The sequence below is a fragment of the Mesorhizobium sp. M0960 genome (assembly GCF_040319055.1).
Lineage (GTDB): Bacteria > Pseudomonadota > Alphaproteobacteria > Rhizobiales > Rhizobiaceae > Mesorhizobium.
This window is the reverse complement of record NZ_JAMYNN010000011.1, coordinates 133,322-150,511: the sequence shown is the minus strand read 5'-3', so window position 1 is coordinate 150,511 and position 17,190 is coordinate 133,322. Positions and strand designations below refer to the sequence as shown.

Annotated in this window: 22 protein-coding genes; 13 read left to right on the top strand and 9 right to left on the bottom strand. The window is 62.8% G+C overall.

Features of this window, described 5'->3' with window-relative positions:
- The first annotated feature begins 5 nt into the window (after window positions 1-5).
- From NKH63_RS20360 to NKH63_RS20345, 4 genes are all read left to right on the top strand, one after another.
- Window positions 6-1,466: an amidase gene (locus NKH63_RS20360; RefSeq protein ID WP_352918539.1), complete on the top strand. Its 1,461-nt coding sequence runs from the start codon at window positions 6-8 to the stop codon at window positions 1,464-1,466.
- A gap of 103 nt (window positions 1,467-1,569) precedes the next feature.
- On the top strand, window positions 1,570-2,184 hold the full coding sequence (locus NKH63_RS20355) for a LysE family translocator (protein WP_023675274.1): 615 nt from the start codon (window positions 1,570-1,572) through the stop codon (window positions 2,182-2,184).
- Between the two features lie 98 nt (window positions 2,185-2,282).
- Window positions 2,283-2,603, top strand: a complete 321-nt coding sequence (locus NKH63_RS20350; protein WP_352918537.1) for a hypothetical protein — start codon at window positions 2,283-2,285, stop codon at window positions 2,601-2,603.
- 249 nt (window positions 2,604-2,852) lie between these two features.
- Window positions 2,853-3,089 (top strand): hypothetical protein, encoded by a 237-nt coding sequence (locus NKH63_RS20345; protein WP_023718966.1) that lies wholly within the window; start codon window positions 2,853-2,855, stop codon window positions 3,087-3,089.
- 6 nt (window positions 3,090-3,095) lie between these two features.
- On the opposite strand, the gene NKH63_RS20340 is transcribed toward NKH63_RS20345, so the two are convergent.
- Window positions 3,096-4,037 carry a nucleoside hydrolase gene (locus NKH63_RS20340; RefSeq protein ID WP_352483583.1) on the bottom strand — a complete coding sequence of 314 codons (942 nt, stop codon included), beginning with the start codon at window positions 4,035-4,037 and terminating at the stop codon, window positions 3,096-3,098.
- Between the two features lie 144 nt (window positions 4,038-4,181).
- Between NKH63_RS20340 and NKH63_RS20335 the strand changes: the two genes are divergently transcribed.
- On the top strand, window positions 4,182-4,607 hold the full coding sequence (locus NKH63_RS20335) for an Hsp20 family protein (RefSeq protein ID WP_023718964.1): 426 nt from the start codon (window positions 4,182-4,184) through the stop codon (window positions 4,605-4,607).
- A gap of 63 nt (window positions 4,608-4,670) precedes the next feature.
- Window positions 4,671-4,928 (top strand): BQ00720 family protein, encoded by a 258-nt coding sequence (locus NKH63_RS20330; protein WP_352483584.1) that lies wholly within the window; start codon window positions 4,671-4,673, stop codon window positions 4,926-4,928.
- A gap of 71 nt (window positions 4,929-4,999) precedes the next feature.
- Here NKH63_RS20330 and ptsN read toward each other — a convergent pair whose 3' ends face one another.
- From ptsN to lptC, 6 genes are all read right to left on the bottom strand, one after another.
- Complete coding sequence (ptsN, locus tag NKH63_RS20325; RefSeq protein WP_023718962.1) at window positions 5,000-5,464, bottom strand: PTS IIA-like nitrogen regulatory protein PtsN; 465 nt, start codon at window positions 5,462-5,464, stop codon at window positions 5,000-5,002.
- A 59-nt stretch (window positions 5,465-5,523) separates the two neighbouring features.
- Entirely contained in the window at window positions 5,524-6,108 is a 585-nt protein-coding gene (gene hpf, locus NKH63_RS20320) for a ribosome hibernation-promoting factor, HPF/YfiA family (protein WP_352483585.1), read from the bottom strand.
- A gap of 288 nt (window positions 6,109-6,396) precedes the next feature.
- Window positions 6,397-7,923: an RNA polymerase factor sigma-54 gene (gene rpoN, locus NKH63_RS20315; protein WP_023718960.1), complete on the bottom strand. Its 1,527-nt coding sequence runs from the start codon at window positions 7,921-7,923 to the stop codon at window positions 6,397-6,399.
- 196 nt (window positions 7,924-8,119) lie between these two features.
- Window positions 8,120-8,938, bottom strand: a complete 819-nt coding sequence (gene lptB / locus NKH63_RS20310; RefSeq protein WP_352918535.1) for an LPS export ABC transporter ATP-binding protein — start codon at window positions 8,936-8,938, stop codon at window positions 8,120-8,122.
- A complete protein-coding gene (locus NKH63_RS20305) occupies window positions 8,938-9,549 on the bottom strand; it encodes an LptA/OstA family protein (protein ID WP_023718958.1) in 612 nt (203 codons plus the stop codon). The genes lptB and NKH63_RS20305 overlap by 1 nt, the downstream gene beginning before the upstream one ends.
- The gene (lptC, locus tag NKH63_RS20300; RefSeq protein ID WP_023718957.1) at window positions 9,536-10,249 is read right to left on the bottom strand and encodes an LPS export ABC transporter periplasmic protein LptC; all 714 of its coding nucleotides are present in this window, start codon (window positions 10,247-10,249) and stop codon (window positions 9,536-9,538) included. Before lptC ends, NKH63_RS20305 begins: the two co-directional genes overlap by 14 nt.
- Before the next feature lie 305 nt (window positions 10,250-10,554).
- Here lptC and sppA point away from each other — a divergent pair, with 305 nt between their 5' ends.
- The 4 genes from sppA (at window position 10,555) to lhpI (ending at window position 13,276) form a co-directional block, all read left to right on the top strand.
- Complete coding sequence (gene sppA, locus NKH63_RS20295; protein WP_023718956.1) at window positions 10,555-11,511, top strand: signal peptide peptidase SppA; 957 nt, start codon at window positions 10,555-10,557, stop codon at window positions 11,509-11,511.
- Window positions 11,512-11,589: 78 nt separating this feature from the next.
- Complete coding sequence (locus NKH63_RS20290; RefSeq protein WP_006200394.1) at window positions 11,590-11,874, top strand: integration host factor subunit beta; 285 nt, start codon at window positions 11,590-11,592, stop codon at window positions 11,872-11,874.
- Between the two features lie 49 nt (window positions 11,875-11,923).
- Complete coding sequence (locus NKH63_RS20285; RefSeq protein ID WP_352483587.1) at window positions 11,924-12,256, top strand: DUF1049 domain-containing protein; 333 nt, start codon at window positions 11,924-11,926, stop codon at window positions 12,254-12,256.
- Between the two features lie 51 nt (window positions 12,257-12,307).
- Window positions 12,308-13,276, top strand: a complete 969-nt coding sequence (lhpI, locus tag NKH63_RS20280) for a bifunctional Delta(1)-pyrroline-2-carboxylate/Delta(1)-piperideine-2-carboxylate reductase (protein ID WP_352918533.1) — start codon at window positions 12,308-12,310, stop codon at window positions 13,274-13,276.
- Between the two features lie 132 nt (window positions 13,277-13,408).
- Here lhpI and NKH63_RS20275 read toward each other — a convergent pair whose 3' ends face one another.
- Together NKH63_RS20275 and NKH63_RS20270 are read right to left on the bottom strand one after the other, a co-directional pair.
- Entirely contained in the window at window positions 13,409-13,777 is a 369-nt protein-coding gene (locus NKH63_RS20275; protein WP_352483589.1) for a VOC family protein, read from the bottom strand.
- Window positions 13,778-13,863: 86 nt separating this feature from the next.
- Window positions 13,864-14,547: a helix-turn-helix transcriptional regulator gene (locus NKH63_RS20270; RefSeq protein WP_352856874.1), complete on the bottom strand. Its 684-nt coding sequence runs from the start codon at window positions 14,545-14,547 to the stop codon at window positions 13,864-13,866.
- Window positions 14,548-14,671: 124 nt separating this feature from the next.
- Between NKH63_RS20270 and NKH63_RS20265 the strand changes: the two genes are divergently transcribed.
- The 3 genes from NKH63_RS20265 to NKH63_RS20255 all read left to right on the top strand — a co-directional run bounded on the left by NKH63_RS20265 (window position 14,672) and on the right by NKH63_RS20255 (window position 17,175).
- Complete coding sequence (locus NKH63_RS20265; RefSeq protein WP_352856872.1) at window positions 14,672-15,157, top strand: DUF1772 domain-containing protein; 486 nt, start codon at window positions 14,672-14,674, stop codon at window positions 15,155-15,157.
- 89 nt (window positions 15,158-15,246) lie between these two features.
- On the top strand, window positions 15,247-16,311 hold the full coding sequence (locus NKH63_RS20260) for an RsmD family RNA methyltransferase (protein WP_352918530.1): 1,065 nt from the start codon (window positions 15,247-15,249) through the stop codon (window positions 16,309-16,311).
- Entirely contained in the window at window positions 16,312-17,175 is an 864-nt protein-coding gene (locus NKH63_RS20255; protein ID WP_023718950.1) for a TrmH family RNA methyltransferase, read from the top strand. It abuts the gene before it with no gap.
- Window positions 17,176-17,190: the final 15 nt, after the last annotated feature.

The window sequence follows — 17,190 nt, the reverse complement described above, 5'->3', positions numbered from 1 at the left end:
GCGCGATGACAGCCACGCGCCCGACCACCAGGCATGCCGTGCCGCCCGCCGGCGACATCTGCCGCCTGTCCGCCGTGGAACTGGCCGACAGGATCAGGCGCCGGCAGCTTTCGGTGCGCGAAGTGATCGCTGCATTCCTGGACCGGATCGAGGCGGTGAACCCACAGGTCAACGCCATCGTTTCATTGCGTGAGCGTGCCGACATCCTGCGCGAGGCCGACGAGGCAGACGCTCATTTGGCGCGAGGAGCAGATACCGGATCGCTGTTCGGTCTGCCGATCGCGATCAAGGATCTTGCGCTGACAAAAGGCCTGAGAACCACCTTCGGCTCGCCGATCTTCGCCGATTTCGTGCCTGAGGAAGACGACTTCTTCGTCGAGCGTGTTCGGCAGGCCGGCGCCATCATCATCGGCAAGACCAACGTTCCCGAATTCGGGCTCGGCTCCAACACCTACAATACCGTGTTTGGACAGACGCTCAACGCGTTCGACCCAGCGCTGACCGCCGGCGGCTCGAGCGGCGGCGCGGCGGTCGCGCTGGCGCTCGACATGGTTCCCATTGCCGATGGCAGCGACTTCGGCGGTTCGCTGCGCAATCCCGCTGCCTACAACAATGTCTATGGCTTCCGCCCGTCGCAGGGATTGGTACCGGCCGGCCCTGATCTTGATGTGTTTCATGCGCAAATGGGCGTCGAAGGGCCGATGGGGCGTAACGTGCGCGACATCGCCCTGCTGCTCGACGTTCAGGCCGGCTATCATCCTCGCGCGCCGCTGTCGCATGATAAGCCAGGCTCGTTCCTCGAAGGGCTGGAATCGCGGGCGGCCGGCGGGCGCATCGCCTGGCTCGGCGATCTTGACGGTCATCTGCCGATTGAAGCAGGCATTCTACAGCTTTGCGAGGCAGCACTCGGCCGGTTAGCGGATCTATCCTTCGAGGCCGAGCCGCTGATGCCGGAATTCGAGTTCGAAGCGCTGTGGCAGGCCTTTGTAACGCTTCGCCAGGCGAGCAGCGGTTGTGCGCTCAAGGTGCATTACGACGATCCCTTGAAACGCCGCCTTCTCAAGCCGGAGGCCGTGTGGGAAGTGGAACATGCACTGGGCCTCACCGCACCGCAGATCCACGCCGCCACGGTGAGGCGCTCGTCATGGCACAAAACCCTGCTGTCGCTCTTCGATCGATTCGATCTCATCGCGCTGCCGACCGCGCAGGTCTTCCCTTTCGAGGTCTCCACCCACTGGCCAAGGGAAGTGGCCGGGCGTGCCATGGACAGCTATCATCGCTGGATGCAGGTTTCAGCGTTCGCCACGCTCGGCGGCTGCCCGGCGATCAATGTGCCGGTGGGCTTCGACCCCAAGGGCAGGCCGATGGGCATGCAATTGATCGGGCGGCCACGCGCTGACCTCTCGGTGCTGGGGGCGGCTGCCGCCTATGAGGCAACGCTACCATGGCAGGCCGGCGCCTGCTGAAATCAGCTCCGCATTGTCGGCGCCTCGCCGGCTTGCACGCAACTCATCGCCATGCATTGATCGCGACAGCGCGCCGCACGAGCGGCATTCTGCGGAGGGAAAAATGTCGCTGGAACTCTACGCCACCTACGTCGTCGCTTGCATCGTCATCATTCTTGTGCCGGGGCCGACGGTCACGCTGATCATCGCCAACAGCATCCGCCACGGCTCGCGCGCCGGCCTCGCCAATGTCGCCGGCACCCAGGCCGGGCTGGCCATCATGATCGCCATCGTCGGCATCGGGCTGACCTCGCTTATCGCCGGCATGGGCCACTGGTTCGAATGGGTCCGGCTGATCGGCGCCGCCTACCTGATCTGGATGGGCGTGCAGATGTTCCGCTCGAAAGGCAAGCTGAACGCCGACGGATCGGCTAAAAAGCCGCGCGGCGGCTTCTTCCTGCAGGGCCTGCTGGTGGCGATCAGCAATCCGAAGACGCTGGTGTTCTTCGGCGCCTTCTTTCCGCAGTTCATCGCCCCCGAAGGCAATTACGCGTTACAGATCGGCGTCATGGGTCTCACCGCCATGATCTTCGCCGCCGTCTCGGATTCGACCTACGCGTTGGCCGCCGGCCGCGCCGGACGCCTGCTCTCGGCCGGCCGCGTCAAGCTCTTGTCGCGAATCAGCGGCAGCTTCCTGGTGGGCGGCGGCCTGTGGCTGGCGTTTTCCAAGGCGAAGTAACAGCCGCGAGCCGGGACGCAAATAGCAATCTCCTGGAACAGGAAGCCCGATTGAAAGTCAGCCTTCTGTGCACCACATGAATCGACAGTTGGGGATTCATGCCGGTGCCGTGGACTTTTGTGGATGTGAAAAGGCACGCGATCGGCGTGATCCTGATTGTTGCTTTGTTTGCGGCGGTGTTGGCCCTCGATCCGCTCAAGTGGACGAATAACGCCAGCCCGATCCGCTCGGTGGACCCAATCGATGCAGCCGTCAAAAGTGCCCATTGGGGCAAAGGCCGAAGTGTCTACATGCTGGTCCTTGAAGACGGTTCATCTGTTTTCATCGACGACGATCGTCCGCGCCTGATCGGCTCGCACGTCGGCATCGAGCGCGTCACGCGCGACAATGGCTTTGTCTTCTACCAATTTCCAAATTGAACGGCGATCGATCAATGAAGCTGTTTTCGAAGGTAAACGAGTGACAGAGCTCTCTTCGAAGAAATCGCTCTTGAACAAAGCCCTTACGCTATTCAACTCTAAGTGATGGGGCCGACGAATCTTTCTCTTAGAAACCGCCTTCTTCTGCTTCGGGAAGAGTTTCGCGATACAGTCGTTGGCGTCGCTTTCTTTTGCTCATTCGCTCTTGTGGCCGCCGTGGCGATTGTAACAAGACAGAATAGCCCGATCATGGGCACGCAACGCATAGGAGGCATCGTCGAAGATGTTGCGACGATGCCTCTAAATCCGAAAGGTTCCGTCGGCCATGGACTTTATTATAGATATGAAGTCCGTCTCCATGACGGCAACGCACTGGTATTTATCGATGGTGAGGTGGAGACGCCCCACATGATCGGATCGGAAGTCTCGATCGAACAACAGCACCGCAATAACGGCACCAGCACCTACCGCCTGCTCAATGACTGAGCGGCACTAAAGCCGCCCCAGCCTTTCCAGCAACAGCGCGAAAAACGCATCATGATCGATGTCGCGCATCACCATGGCGTTCTTCGGCCGCTTGGTCACTCCCCACCAGTCGATCACCGTCATGCCCATGGTGAGCTCCGAGGCAGTTTCCACGCTGACATTGCAGTTGCGGCCCTTGAACAGCTTCGGCTTCAACAGATAGGCGATGACGCAAGGATCGTGCAGCGGGCCGCCATCGGTGCCGTATTTCTCTTCGTCGAAGCGTTCGAAGAATTCCAGCATGTCCGCCGTCGCCGTGCCGACCCTGGTGCCGAGCTTGCGGAAAGCCTTCGTGCGCTTGGCGGTGGTCAGCGCCTTGTGGGTGACGTCGAGCGGCATCATCACGATCGGAATGTCGGATTTGAACACGACATCGGCGGCATGCGGGTCGACATAGATGTTGAACTCGGCAGTCGGCGTGACGTTGCCGCCCTCGAAGAAGCCGCCGCCCATCAGCACGATCTCCTTGATGCGCGGCGCGATTTTCGGCTCGCGGATCAGCGCCAGCGCAACATTGGTGAGCGGCCCGAGCGCGCAAAGCGTGATCGTGCCGGTCTCCTCCTTCATCAGCGTCTCGACGATGAAATCGACCGCATACTGATCCTGCAGCTTCATCTTTGGCTCAGGCAGTTGCGGTCCGTTGAGGCCGGTCTTGCCATGCACTTCCTCGGCGGTGACGAGTTCACGCGCCAGCGGCCGGATGGCGCCTGCATAGACCTTGACATCCGGCCGGCCGGCCAACTCGCAGATCTTGCGTGCGTTTTTTTCGGTGAGTTTCAGCGGCACGTTGCCGGCCACCGCGGTGATGCCGACGATCTCCAGCTCGGCGCTGCCGAGCGCCAGCAATATGGCGACGGCATCGTCCTGGCCGGGGTCAGTGTCGATGATGATCCTGCGGGATTGGGGCATTTCAATTCCTTGTTTTGGCAAGTCTTTTTGGGCGGGACGTGTGACGGCTTGAAGTCTGCCGGGCGGCGGACCATATCAAGACCATCGGGAAAAATGCCATCCGGGTTTTTCCACTTTATGTCGCTCTTGAGAGGACACTGTAACATGAGCCGAATGACGCCTTTTTCCAGCCCGCTTCTCCTCGGTTTCGATTCCATGGAAAAGACACTGGAGCGCTTGGCGAAGTCGGGTGACAGCTATCCTCCGTACAACATCGAGCGCCTCAGCGGTGCCGACGGCAAAACCGAAAGGCTGCGCATCACGCTCGCCGTCGCCGGTTTCGCGGAAAGCGATCTCGATGTCTCCACGGAGGAGAACCAGTTGGTCGTGCGCGGCCGTCAGAACGACGACACCGAGCGCGAATTCCTCCACCGCGGCATCGCCGCGCGCCAGTTCCAGCGCTGTTTCGTGCTGGCCGACGGCATGCGGGTGATTGCGGCGGAATTGAAGAACGGCCTCTTGTCGATCGATCTCGATCGGCCGGAGTCGGAACGGCTGGTACGAAAAATAAACATATCGGTGAAAGACTGAGTTTTGCCGATAGCTCTCATGCGGGATGGCCTTGAGCGGCGTCTCGCGGCAAGGAGGCTTGAAATGACCAGAACTGACGAAAATATCATCATGACCAGCGGCGAATTCGCTCATCTCGGCGAAGGTTCGGTCGCCTATCTCAGGAAAGTGTCGAGCGACGATCTGCGCGGCCGTTTCCCGGGCCTCGGCGAAATCGCGCCCGGGCTGGAACTGTGGGCCCTGTTTGCCGCCAACGGCCAGCCGATCCTGCTTTCGGATGCTCGCGACCGGGCGCTGGCCGGCGCCTTGGAAAACGATCTGACCCCCGTCGCTATCCACTAACAACACGGCGCGCCGATCTGGCTGAAACGGACAGGGCCGCTCACGGCGGCCCTTCAACGGGTCCAATCAACTCAGGCGGCGTGCGAGGCCTGTGTATCCGACAGCAGCGCGTGGATAGCCACGGCATCGCGCGTGCCCCTGATCTTGGCAACCGTGTCGGCATCGCGCAGCACCCGCGCGATGCGCGACAGCGCCTTGAGGTGGTCGGCGCCGGCACCTTCGGGGGCCAAAAGCAGAAACACCAGGTCGACCGGCTGATCGTCGAGGGCCTCGAAATCGACCGGTGTCTCCAGCCGGGCAAAAACTCCAGCGATCCGCTTCACCCCGGCCAGCTTGCCATGCGGAATGGCGATGCCGTTGCCGACGCCGGTCGAACCCAGCCGCTCGCGTTGCAGGATGGTGTCGAACACCTCCCGCTCCGGAATGCCGGAAATTGCCGCCGCCCTTTCAGACAGCAATTGCAGCAGCTGCTTTTTGGAGTTCGCCTTCAACGCCGGCATGATTGCCGGAACGTTGACGAGATCGCTCAGATCCATGCTTGAAATCCCTTGTTCGCCTGCCGTCGCCAGTCCCCACGCTTGCGTGCGGCTGGTTTTTACCCCTGCGCGACCTTGGCCGTAGACGGGTCGATCCAGCCGATATTCCCGTCCGGCCGGCGATAGACGATGTTGAGATGGTCGTTTCCGGCATTGCGGAAGACCAGGACCGGGCTGTCCTTGGTGTCGAGCTCGATCACGGCTGACGCCACCGACATGGTCCGCAGCGTCATGGTCGATTCGGCGACGATGGCCGGCGCGAAATTCTCCGGTATCTCCTCGTCGTCATCGGCAAGCGGGGCCATCACCGTATAGGCGACGTCGGTGAGTTCGCCATTGCTATTGCCTGAATTGTGCGACTTCAGCCGGCGCTTGTAGCGCCTGAGGCGGGTTTCCAGACGGTCCGCCGCGGCATCGAAGGCAAGCGTCGGATCCTGGGCATCGCCGGTCGCCTGCAGCGAAGCACCGGAATCCAGCCGGATCATGCAATCGGCCGTGTAGCGCGACCCCGATTTGACGACTACGATTTGCCCTGAAAAGCCCCGATCGAAATATTTCCCGATCACTTCCCCGACACGGTCGTTGATGCGCGTACGGAACGCATCGCCGATATCCATGTGTTTTCCCGATATGCGCAATGTCATCTGAAAACTGACCTTCCTTGCTCAGGCTTCAAACTGTCCCGAGTTTATACTCGTGGTCCGTGCGCACAAGCTTTGCGGCGTCACTTGCGCCGATTTTAAATCCGAACTTTCCGGTTGATCACAAGCCGCCTTCTTGGCCGTCCGTGGCCTACGTCGTGACGGACCATCTCTCGTGCGGGCATCAGCGAACTCAAATCCACTCGCCAGCCCGTCTCATGCGGGCGGGCTTCTAGCCACTTCGTTGCCGCTTGTCAATGAACGCGAAAGCTGTGGAAATTCTGCCGGAGTTCAACGGCCGGCGCTGGCCAAAGCGCGTTTTTCGCGCCGCCGTTGCACCGAAGAGGGTATGTTCATGCCTTCCCGGTATTTGGCAACCGTGCGCCTGGCAATGTCGACGCCGCTTTCCCGCAGCATGTCCACGATGGCATCGTCGGAAAGCACATCGACGGCTTTCTCCTCGTCGATCAGCTGCTTTATGCGGTCGCGCACCGCTTCCGACGAATGCGCATCGCCGCCACCCGACGAAGCGATCGAGGCGGTAAAGAAATAGCGCAGCTCGAACACGCCGCGCGGCGTCAGCATGTATTTGTTTGCCGTGACCCGGCTGACCGTCGATTCGTGCATGCCGATAGCGTCCGCCACCGTGCGCAGGTTGAGCGGCTTCAGGTGCCGCACGCCGTGGACGAGAAAAGCGTCCTGCTGGCGCACGATCTCGGAGGCGACCTTCAGGATAGTCTTCGCCCGCTGGTCGAGGCTGCGCGTCAGCCAGTTGGCATTCTGCAGGCATTCGGCGAGGAAATCCTTTTCCGCTTGGTTTTTCGCATGCGGCGTGACCTGAGCGAAATAGATGTGATCGACCAGCACGCGCGGTAGCGTCTCGGCGTTGAGCTCGACCGTCCAGCTGCCGTCATTGGCTGCGCGCACCTCGACGTCGGCCACGATCGCATCGCTGGCACCGCGCGAAAACGCCATTCCCGGCCGCGGGTCGAGCGCCCGGATCTCGGCCAGCATGTCGAGCAGATCCTCCTCGTCGACACCGCAAATCCGCTTCAGCGTCTGGAAATCGCGCCGTGCCAGGAGTTCGAGATTGGCGATCAATGCCCTCATCGCCGGATCGAGCCGGTCGCGCACGGCAAGCTGCAGCGACAGGCATTCGGCGAGGTCGCGGGCGAAGATGCCGGCGGGCTCGAATGTCTGGCAAATCGCCAGCGCCCTTGCCACCGCCGTGGCGTCCGTGCCGAGGCGGGCCGCGATCTCGGCCATGTCCGCACGCATGTAGCCGGCCTCATCGACGCCGTCGGCAAGCTCGCTGGCGATCAGGCGCGCGGCCGGATCGGCGAAGGCGAGCGCCACCTGCTCGCCAACATGGTCGCGCAGCGTGATGGCAGCCGCCGCCATATCCGCGACGTCGAAGCCGTCGGAGGAAGAGGCGGAACTATTGCCGGACGCCGATTTCCATTGCGCCGTCAGGTCGGGGCCGAGCCGCTCGCTCGTTCCAGGATCGTCGGGAAACAGGTTTTCCAGCGACGTATCGAGCTTTTCCGAGATCGCCTCGGCGCTCCACGCCGTCTCCGCTTCGAACCAGTCGCCGTCGGCTGCCGGTTCCGATGCGGCGTCGCTCTTCTGCGCCTGGTCGCTGGCGGCGTCGTCCTGCGGTTCGGCGCGTTCCAGCAGGGGATTGCGTTCGATCTCGTCGTCGATGAAGCGTTCCAGCTCGAGGTGGGTGAACTGCAGCAGGCGGATCGACTGCATCAGCTGCGGCGTCATCACCAGCGACTGCGACTGTCGTAGCTGTAGTTTTGCCGCCAACGCCATGGTTCGGTTCAACGCCCCGTCTACGCGCCCGCACTGCTGGAAAGAATTTTCCAGGCCAGCATAGAAACTGGCCCGGCTTTTGCTTGTCAAGGCGAGGTGCGGAAAAACTCGCCTGCCAGCGCGTTTTTCAGGCAGAAAATCGAAGAAAAAGCTGCCGGACTACGCCGGAAATCCCGTTCGAACCGGAATTTCGCATTTAGAGCGTAAATCCCTCGCCAAGATAAAGCCGCCGCACATCGGCATTTGCGACGATTTCGTCGGCTCGGCCATGGGTCAGCACCTGACCGGCATGGATGATGTAGGCGCGGTCGATCAGGCCAAGGGTCTCACGCACATTGTGGTCGGTGATCAGCACGCCGATGCCACGTGCCGTCAAGTGGCGCACGAGCTGCTGGATGTCGGCGACGGCGATCGGGTCGATGCCGGCGAACGGTTCGTCGAGCAGCATGTAGGCGGGGCGGGTTGCCAACGCACGGGCAATTTCGAGGCGCCGCCGCTCACCGCCGGAGAGCGACAGCGATGGAGCCTTGCGCAGATGGCTGATGTGGAATTCCTCGAGCAATTCGTCGAGCAGGCGCTCACGCTCCTTGCGGCTCTTTTCGACCACTTCGAGCACGGCCCGGATGTTTTGCTCGACGTTCAGGCCGCGAAAAATCGACGCTTCCTGCGGCAGATAGCCGATGCCGAGACGGGCGCGGCGATACATCGGCATCGACGTGACGTCGAAGCCGTCGATTTCGATGGTGCCTTCGTCGACCGGCACCAGCCCGGTCACCATGTAGAAACAGGTGGTCTTGCCGGCGCCATTGGGGCCGAGCAGCCCAACCGCCTCGCCGGCGCGCACGCCCAGCGTCACGCCGCTGACGACTGTGCGGCCCTTGTAGCTTTTGGTCAGCCCCTTGGCGATCAAGGTTCCCTTGAACTTTGCCGCTTCGACGGTGACCCTGGCCGGTGCCGCAAGTTTGCTGGCGGCGCGCCCTGGAAGACGCGCCAGGAGCGACGATATGCCGGTCATCAGGGTTTCGCTGCTCCAGACTTCGCCTGCGGCGTGATCGACATCATGACGCGGCCGCCGCAGGCGTCGACCTGGGCAAGGCCGCTCTTCATCTGCACGGTAAGCTTGCAGCCGACAAGCACGTTGTCGCCTTGCGAGAGCACGACCTTGCTGCCCGAAAGCACCAGCACCTCGGTCTTCATGTCGAAGGTGCCGCGGTCGCCGGTGGCAACCTGATTGTCCGATTTGATGTAGACCTTATCGTCGACCACGAGATGGTCGATGTTGGCGGATCCGGTCATCGCCGCGGCACCCGCCGGCTCGGCGCCTTTGGCGGCGGCTGCATCCCTGACGTAATAGACCGTCATTTTGCCGGCCTTGAGTACGGTTGGACCCTGGACGACGTTGACGTTGCCGGTGAAGACGGCGACGCTTTCCGCCTGGCGCACCTCGAGCTTGTCGCTTTCGATCTGGATCGGCTTGTCGCCCGACAGCCTGAGGCCGGACATTTGGCTGGTGGCGCTGGACTGCGCCAGCGACGAAGCCGTCCCCAGGGTGAGCCCCAATGGCAGCCCGAGGGTCAGCAACGCCGAAACCGCGGCGAGGCGCCGTGCCGAACTACTGAACCGCATTGGTCTCTCCGCTCTTTGCCTCTGCCGCCTTCAAACTGGCGGGATCGATGTCGACGCGCACCTTGTTCTCGAAAACCAGGACCTTGCCATTGTCCTGGACCGACATCGAATCCGCCCTGATCCGCGACCCGCCGCGGCTGACATCGACGGGTTCGCTTGTCTTCATAGTGCCTTCGCCCATGTCGAGATAGACTGATTTGAATTTTGCCACCACGCCATCCGTGGTCGATACCGTCACGTCGCTGGTCAGGCTGAACGTGTTGCCGTCGCGATCATAGGTGCCGCGCGCGGCATCGATGGCGGCCGTGTTGTCGGCCGCAATCGGCAGCCTGGCCTTGATGCCTTCCAGATCGATGATGCCTTGTTTGCTGACGTCCTGTATGGCGCGCAGGGCCGTCATCGAATAGGGCAGGTTCTGCTTGGTGAAGCCGTTGAGCTTGGGATTGGCCATCACCAGCTTGCCATTGGCAAAGGAGCCGCCGTCGGCCTGCACCTCGATTGCAGCGGGAGCCATGAGATAGGAATAGACCGGAAACGCGACCGCGATCAGGGCGGCGACCAGCGGCACGGCCAGCTTGAGGATCCGCACCCGGCGCGAATGACGCTGCGCGATGTCAAAGGCGTCGACCCGCGCCCGGCCTGCGGCCTTGGGAGCCAACTCCGTCTCGGTGTTGGTCGGTTCGATTGGTCCCGCTAACATGACTGCTTCTTCTAAACCCCTGCCCGCCAGGCCGCCCTATAGGTGGGGTGCCGGCGCCCTCAAGCAAGCACAAGCCGAGGAAAACCGCAAAAATATGACAGCCGCCCCTATACAACGAAAATGGCCCCAGCGCAGCCTGAACCTCATACCAGATATGGGCGCACAGTGTTAGAGCCTGTGGAACGCGACAGGTTGAAGCTTGCCCGAACGCCGAAGACGGCTTTGGCGAAGGCCGTCAGGAAACGGTAGCCGGGCGCGAATGGTTGCTTTAAAAGCATCTGCTCCCACCGACTACGAGGCTGACCATGGCATTGAGAGCCGACGACCTGATCGACCGCCGCCGCTTGCGCCGCAAGCTGACATTCTGGCGTGTTGCGGCGATTCTTGTCGCCGCAGCCGGGCTGATCGCCTTTTCCGCGTGGATTTATGGTGACGAATTCACCGGCGCGGCTGTCGACCACATCGCTAAGGTCAAGATCGAAGGTACCATCACCGAAGACGAAGAACTGATCAAGCGGCTGGAAGCCATCCGTCAGTCGCCGCGCGTCAAGGCTGTGATCCTGTCGATCGATTCACCCGGCGGCACCACCGTCGGTGGCGAGTCGATCTACGAGGCAGTGCGCAAGCTCGCCGCCGACAAGCCGGTGGTGGCCGAGGTCGGCACGCTCGCGGCGTCGGCGGGTTACATGATAGCCACCGCGGCCGACCATATTGTCGCACGCAAATCCTCGATCGTCGGCTCGATCGGCGTTCTGATCCAGTACCCGGACGTCAGCGGCCTCATGGACAAGCTCGGCGTCAAGCTGGAGGAGGTGAAATCCTCGCCCTTGAAGGCCTCGCCTTCCCCCTTCAAGCCGACCAATGACGATGAACGCGCCATGGTCCGCAAACTCATTCTCGACAGCTACGACTGGTTCGTCGGCATCGTCGCCGAGCGCCGCAACATGACCAAGCCGGAGGCGCTGGCGCTCGCGGACGGGTCGATCTTCACCGGCCGGCAGGCGGTCACCAACAGATTGATCGACGCGGTCGGCGGCGAGGCCGAAGCGATCGACTGGCTTGCAGGCAAGGGTGTCGATGCCAAGCTCAAGGTGGTGGAATGGAAGGACACGGAAAAACGCGGTGGTTTCCTGTTCTCCAAGGCGATGGCGCAGACCGTCGGCGCTGCGCTTGGCCTGCCTGGCCATGGCGGCGACGTCCTTCACGAAATTGGAGCGGACCGCTTGTTTCTTGACGGTCTCGTTTCCGTCTGGCACCCTTGAGGAGCCGCTTGGGAGTGAAAAAGCAAATAAAATCATTCTGATAATTTCGGCGGCACTGCTTTCACGGGGAGCCTTTTCATGATCAAATCCGAACTTGTGCAGATCATCGCCACGCGCAATCCGCATCTTTTCCTGCGCGATGTCGAAAACATTGTCGGCGCCATCTTCGATGAAATCACCGACGCGCTTGCCGAGGGCAACCGGGTCGAGTTGCGCGGCTTCGGCGCGTTTTCGGTGAAAAACCGCCCTGCCCGCACCGGCCGCAATCCGCGCACCGGCGAATCCGTAGAGGTCGAGGAGAAATGGGTGCCGTTCTTCAAGACCGGCAAGGAATTGCGTGAAAGGCTGAATGGAGGCAAATAGGCGCGGCGCCCGCCGACCCGTTGCTGCCTTTTCTTCCGAACGGAAAAACATGTTCAATCGCTTCATCCTCATCGTGGTTTTCGTGCCGCTGGCCGTCATCCTGATTGCGCTGGCCGTCGCCAACCGCGAACCGGTGGCCTTCACGCTCGATCCGTTCAATCCCGGCAATCCGGCGCTGACGCTGACCGTGCCGCTGTTCATTTTCCTGTTCCTGGCGCTGGCCATCGGCATGATCGTCGGCAGCCTGGCGACCTGGATCAAGCAGGGCCGCTACCGCAAGCTGGCGCGCCAGCGCGGCGCCGAGGCCGAGAACCTGCGTCTGGCAGTCAGCCGCGCGCCCACGGCGGCGCAGGGCCCGGCCTTGCCGAAGCCGATGAACTGAGCCGCGGCTCGGGCAGGAAGCGCAACCGGCCTATTTCTCCACGGAGCCATCATGCTGACCATTTCCGCCGCCGAGGTCGACCGCGCGCTGACCTTTCCCGGGCTGGTCGAGACATTGCGCGCCGCTTTTCGCGACGGCGCCGTGCAGCCGGTCAGGCATCATCACACGGTCGAGCGGCCCGACGGTGCCGCCTCGACGCTGCTTCTGATGCCGGCCTGGACCGACTTCAACGCCGCCGGCACCTCGGTCGGTGGCCATATCGGCGTCAAGATCGTCACCGTGTCGCCCGACAACAACGCCGTCGGCAAGCCTGCGGTGATGGGCCTCTACCTGTTGCTGGACGGCGCCACCGGCGAGCCGCAGGCCTTGATCGATGGCCAGAGGCTGACGCAGTGGCGCACCGCCTGCGCCTCGGCGCTGGCCGCCTCCTATCTGGCCCGCGAGGACGCATCACGGCTGCTGGTGGTCGGCGCCGGCGCGCTGTCGCCATTCCTTGCAAAGGCGCATTCGGCGGTACGGCCAATCAAGAACATCCGCATCTGGAACCGCACGCCGGCCAATGCCGAAAAGGTCGCGGCAAATTTGCGTGCCGAGGGTTTTGCGGCCGAAGCAGCAGGCGATCTCGACGTCGAACTCGGCCAAGCCGATATCGTGTCATCGGCGACCATCACCACCGCGCCACTGATCAAGGGGGCACTCTTGAAGCCGGGAACCCATGTCGATCTGGTTGGCGGCTTCACGCCGGCGATGCGCGAAAGCGACGACGACGCGATTGCACGCGCCCGCGTCTATGTCGACACCCGCGCCGGCGCCACCAAGGAAGCCGGCGATATCGTCCAGCCGCTGGCCTCCGGCGTGCTGAAGCCGCAAGCCATCGTCGCCGACCTCTATGAACTGGCGCGCAGCCGGAAAAAAGGCCGGCAGGGCGATGACGAGATCACGCTGTTCAAGTCGGTCGGCGCGGCCCTCGAGGACCTGGCCGCCGGCATTGCCGTGTATCGCGCAAGCGTAGGGCAGTAGGGCAGTAGGGCAGTAGGCAGTAGGCAGTAGGCAGTAGGCAGTAGGCAGTAGGCAGTAGGAAACCATGCTAATCGTGCGGCGCCGCGCCTAGTGCTACTTTGCTCTCGCCTACTCACCTACTGCCCTACTGCCTTACTCCTTTTGCCAATAAACCCGCAGCCGGTGGTTGTCCGGATCGAGCGCGACGAAGGTGCGGCCGAAATCCATGTCGGTCGGGCTCTGCAGGATGGTCAGCCCGCGGCCGGCCCACTCGGCATGGGTGGTGTCGACAGCGCCAGGCGTATCCAGCGCAAAGACGACCTCGGCGCCACCGCCTGCGGCCGCCGCGGCCGGCTCTACGGTATGACGCGACCAGAGGCCGAGTTTGAAGCCGTTGTCGAGCACGAACAACACGAAGGTCGGCGAGGTGTCGACCGGCTCGCGTCCGAGCAGCGCGCTGTAGAAGGCGCCGCTTTGCTCAGGCTTGTCGACATAGAGGATGACGAAATTGGGCGGTGTCATGAATTGCTCTCCAGATGGTTTCGACTGGAGGAGCATAGCGTGCACCACTGCCAGATTCTGGCAACAGTCTTAACTGAGCGGCAGCCTTAGCTTGGCTTGTCGAGCGTCGCCCGCCATTCTTTGAGCAGCACCTGGCGACGGCGCGGATAACGCGTCTCGGTGGCGTTGAGGCCGGATATCCGATCGGCGCGAAAGTGCCTGAAATCCTGGCGCATCTCGCACCACGCCGCGACGACGCGCACCTTGTCGAAGAAGCCGAGTGCAAACGGCCAGACGGTGCGCTCGGAGGCAGCGCCGCCGGCATCGCGATAGACAAAGCTCAACTTGTGCTCCTCGCGGATGGCTTGCCGCACCATGCCGAGATCGATGCCTTCGGTGACCTCGGTGCGCGACCCGACCAGCAGCGTCGAGGCATCGAGCTCTTCGCGCAAATCGTCCGGCAGCACCGCGGCGATCTTGGCCAGCGCGTCGGTGGCGGCGTTGGCAAGCCGCCAGTCCGGCTGCTTGGCCACCCAGCGCGAACCGAGCACGATCGCCTCGATCTCCTCGTCGGTGAACATCAAGGGCGGCAGCATGAAGCCTGGCCTGAGCACGTAGCCCAGCCCCGCCTCGCCCTCGATCGGCGCGCCCTGCCCCTGCAGCGTGGCGATATCGCGATAGAGCGTGCGGATCGACACACCCATTTCGCCTGCAAGGCTGCGGCCGCTGACTGGCCGGCGATGCCGGCGCAGGATCTGGATCAGGTCAAGCAGGCGTTCGGCGCGGGACATGGATCGCAACCCGATTTGGATGGATGCCCAATTTGGATGGACGATAGTGCGCCTGCGCTTTCGGCGGCAAGCAGGATGATCGCCGACCGGAACGTATGCGGCCTGACGCCGTTGTCTGGCCATTATGGATATACGCGGTTTTCTGTTGTTCTGGTCGGTTTTGACCGCCACCGTTGCTGCCCTAAGCCTCGGACCATCCTTCGCCCACGTACTGGAATCGGTGCCGCGGCTGACCAGATGGCCGCCTTCGCTCTGGCGAGAAACCACGGTCTTCAATGCTCAGTTCCAGTTCTTTTTGACTGTCGGCGCACCGCTGGACGTGGCGGCCGTCGCCTGTCCCGGGCTCCTCGCATGGATGCTGCGCGGCGACCGCCCGGCATTCTGGTGGGTGTTGGCCGCCACCATGCTTTATCTGATGGCGCTTGTCGCGTGGGTTGCGCTCGTCAAACCGGCAAACGATGTCCTGGCCACCTGGGTGCCTGGACCGATCCCGGGCAATTTCGAAGCTATCCGGAGCCGCTGGGAAGCCGGCCATATGGTCGTCACCGGCTTCAAGGCCGTCGGTTTCATCGCGCTCGCAGTCGGGCTGCTGTCGATCAGGCGTGGCTGATCCGTTCGCAAACGCCTGCAGCCCTTTTGTTGCGCCGGTCAATTCGCTGTGGCAGAAGCGGCGCAGCCGCCGTCCGGAGATGCGCCTTCTTGAAACCTTTTCGCGACAAACGCCGCGACAGCCGCCCGCCCGCGAAAAAAGGCGGGATAGAGCAGCCGCGGCGGCGCGACCCCAATCCAACCGCTGGTCCGGAGACGAAACCGCAGGACCGGTCCGAGCAGAAAGCAGCGCCGCGCCCACTTTCGCGCCGCGATGGCGCGCTGCCTGCCGAACATCTGCCGCTGATCCTCGAAGTCGGCGCCAGTCAGGATTACGCGCTGCTCGACAGCGGCGCCGGAGAAAAGCTCGAGCAATACGGCCCCTACCGCATCGTTCGGCCGGAGGGCCAGGCGATCTGGCAAAAGGCATTGCCGGCCAGGGACTGGGAACGCGCCGATGCCATTTTCACCGGCGATACCGACGAGGAAGGCATCGGCCGCTGGCGCTTTCCGAAGACGCCGCTCGGCGAGACCTGGCCGATGAAGCATGACGGCATGGACTATCTCGGCCGCTTCACTTCGTTTCGCCATGTCGGCGTCTTTCCCGAGCAGGCCTCGCACTGGGACCACATGGCCGGGCTGATTGCGGCGGCAAAACGGCCGGTGAAGGTGCTGAACCTGTTCGGTTATACCGGCCTTGCCTCGCTGGTGGCAGCGCGTGCCGGCGCCGAGGTCACCCATGTCGATGCTTCCAAGAAGGCGATCGGCTGGGCGCGCGAAAACCAGGAGATGGCGGGCCTGTCGCAAAGGCCGATCCGCTGGATCGTCGACGATGCCGTGAAATTCGCCGAGCGCGAGGAGCGCCGCGGCAGCCGCTACGACATCATCCTGTTCGACCCGCCCGCCTATGGCCGCGGACCGAAGGGCGAGGTCTGGCATCTGTTCGAAGATTTGCCGGCGCTGACCGACATCTGCCGTGCGATCCTGACGCCGAAGCCGCTCGCTGTGGTGCTGACCGCCTATTCGATCCGCGCCTCTTTCTTCGCCATCCACGCCTTGATGCGCGACACCTTCGCCGGCATGGGCGGCACGGTCGAATCCGGCGAATTGATCATCCGCGAGAAATCCGCCGGCCGGGCGCTTTCGACCTCGCTGTTCTCGCGCTGGGTGGCCTGAATGAGTGCGTACGAACGGCACGCGGGCGCGCCAGGGCAGGTGAAGGAAGTCACCAGCCTCGCCAATCCGCTGGTCAAGGACATCAAGGCGCTCGCGCAGAAGAAATTCCGCGACCAGCAGAATGCCTTCATGGCCGAAGGCCTGAAGCTGGTCATCGACGCGCTCGATCTCGGCTGGTCTATCAGGACATTGGTTTTCGCCAAGGCCGGACGTGGCAATGCGGCGGTTGAAAAAGTTGCGGCGCGCACGGTTGCCGCCGGCGGCACCGTACTTGAAGTTTCGGAAAACGTGCTGGTCGCCATCACCCGCCGCGACAATCCGCAAATGGTCGTCGGCGTGTTCTCGCAGAAATTGCTGCCGCTGAAGGACATTCGCGCCCATGATGGCGACGTCTGGGTGGTGCTCGACCGCGTCCGCGACCCCGGCAACCTCGGCACCGTCATCCGCACGGTCGACGCCGTCGGCGCCAAAGGCGTCATCCTGGTCGGCGAGACCACCGATCCCTTTTCGGTCGAGACGGTACGCGCCACCATGGGCTCGATCTTCGCCGTGCCGGTCGCCAAGGCGTCGGCCGAGGCTTTTCTCGCCTGGCGAAAGAGCTTTCCCGGCCTCGTCGCCGGCACCCATCTTAAGGGTGCGGTCGATTACCGCTCGGTCGATTTTTCAAAAGGCCCGGTGCTTTTGATGATGGGCAACGAGCAGCAAGGCCTGCCTGACGAGCTTGCCGCAAGCTGCGACAAGCTGCTGCGGATACCGCAGGCAGGCCGCGCCGATTCGCTCAACCTTGCGGTGGCCACCGGCGTCATGCTGTTCGAGATCCGGCGCGGCGCGCTGAAGCTCGGCCCGGAGGATGCCCGATCGTGACATCCCAAACCGTGA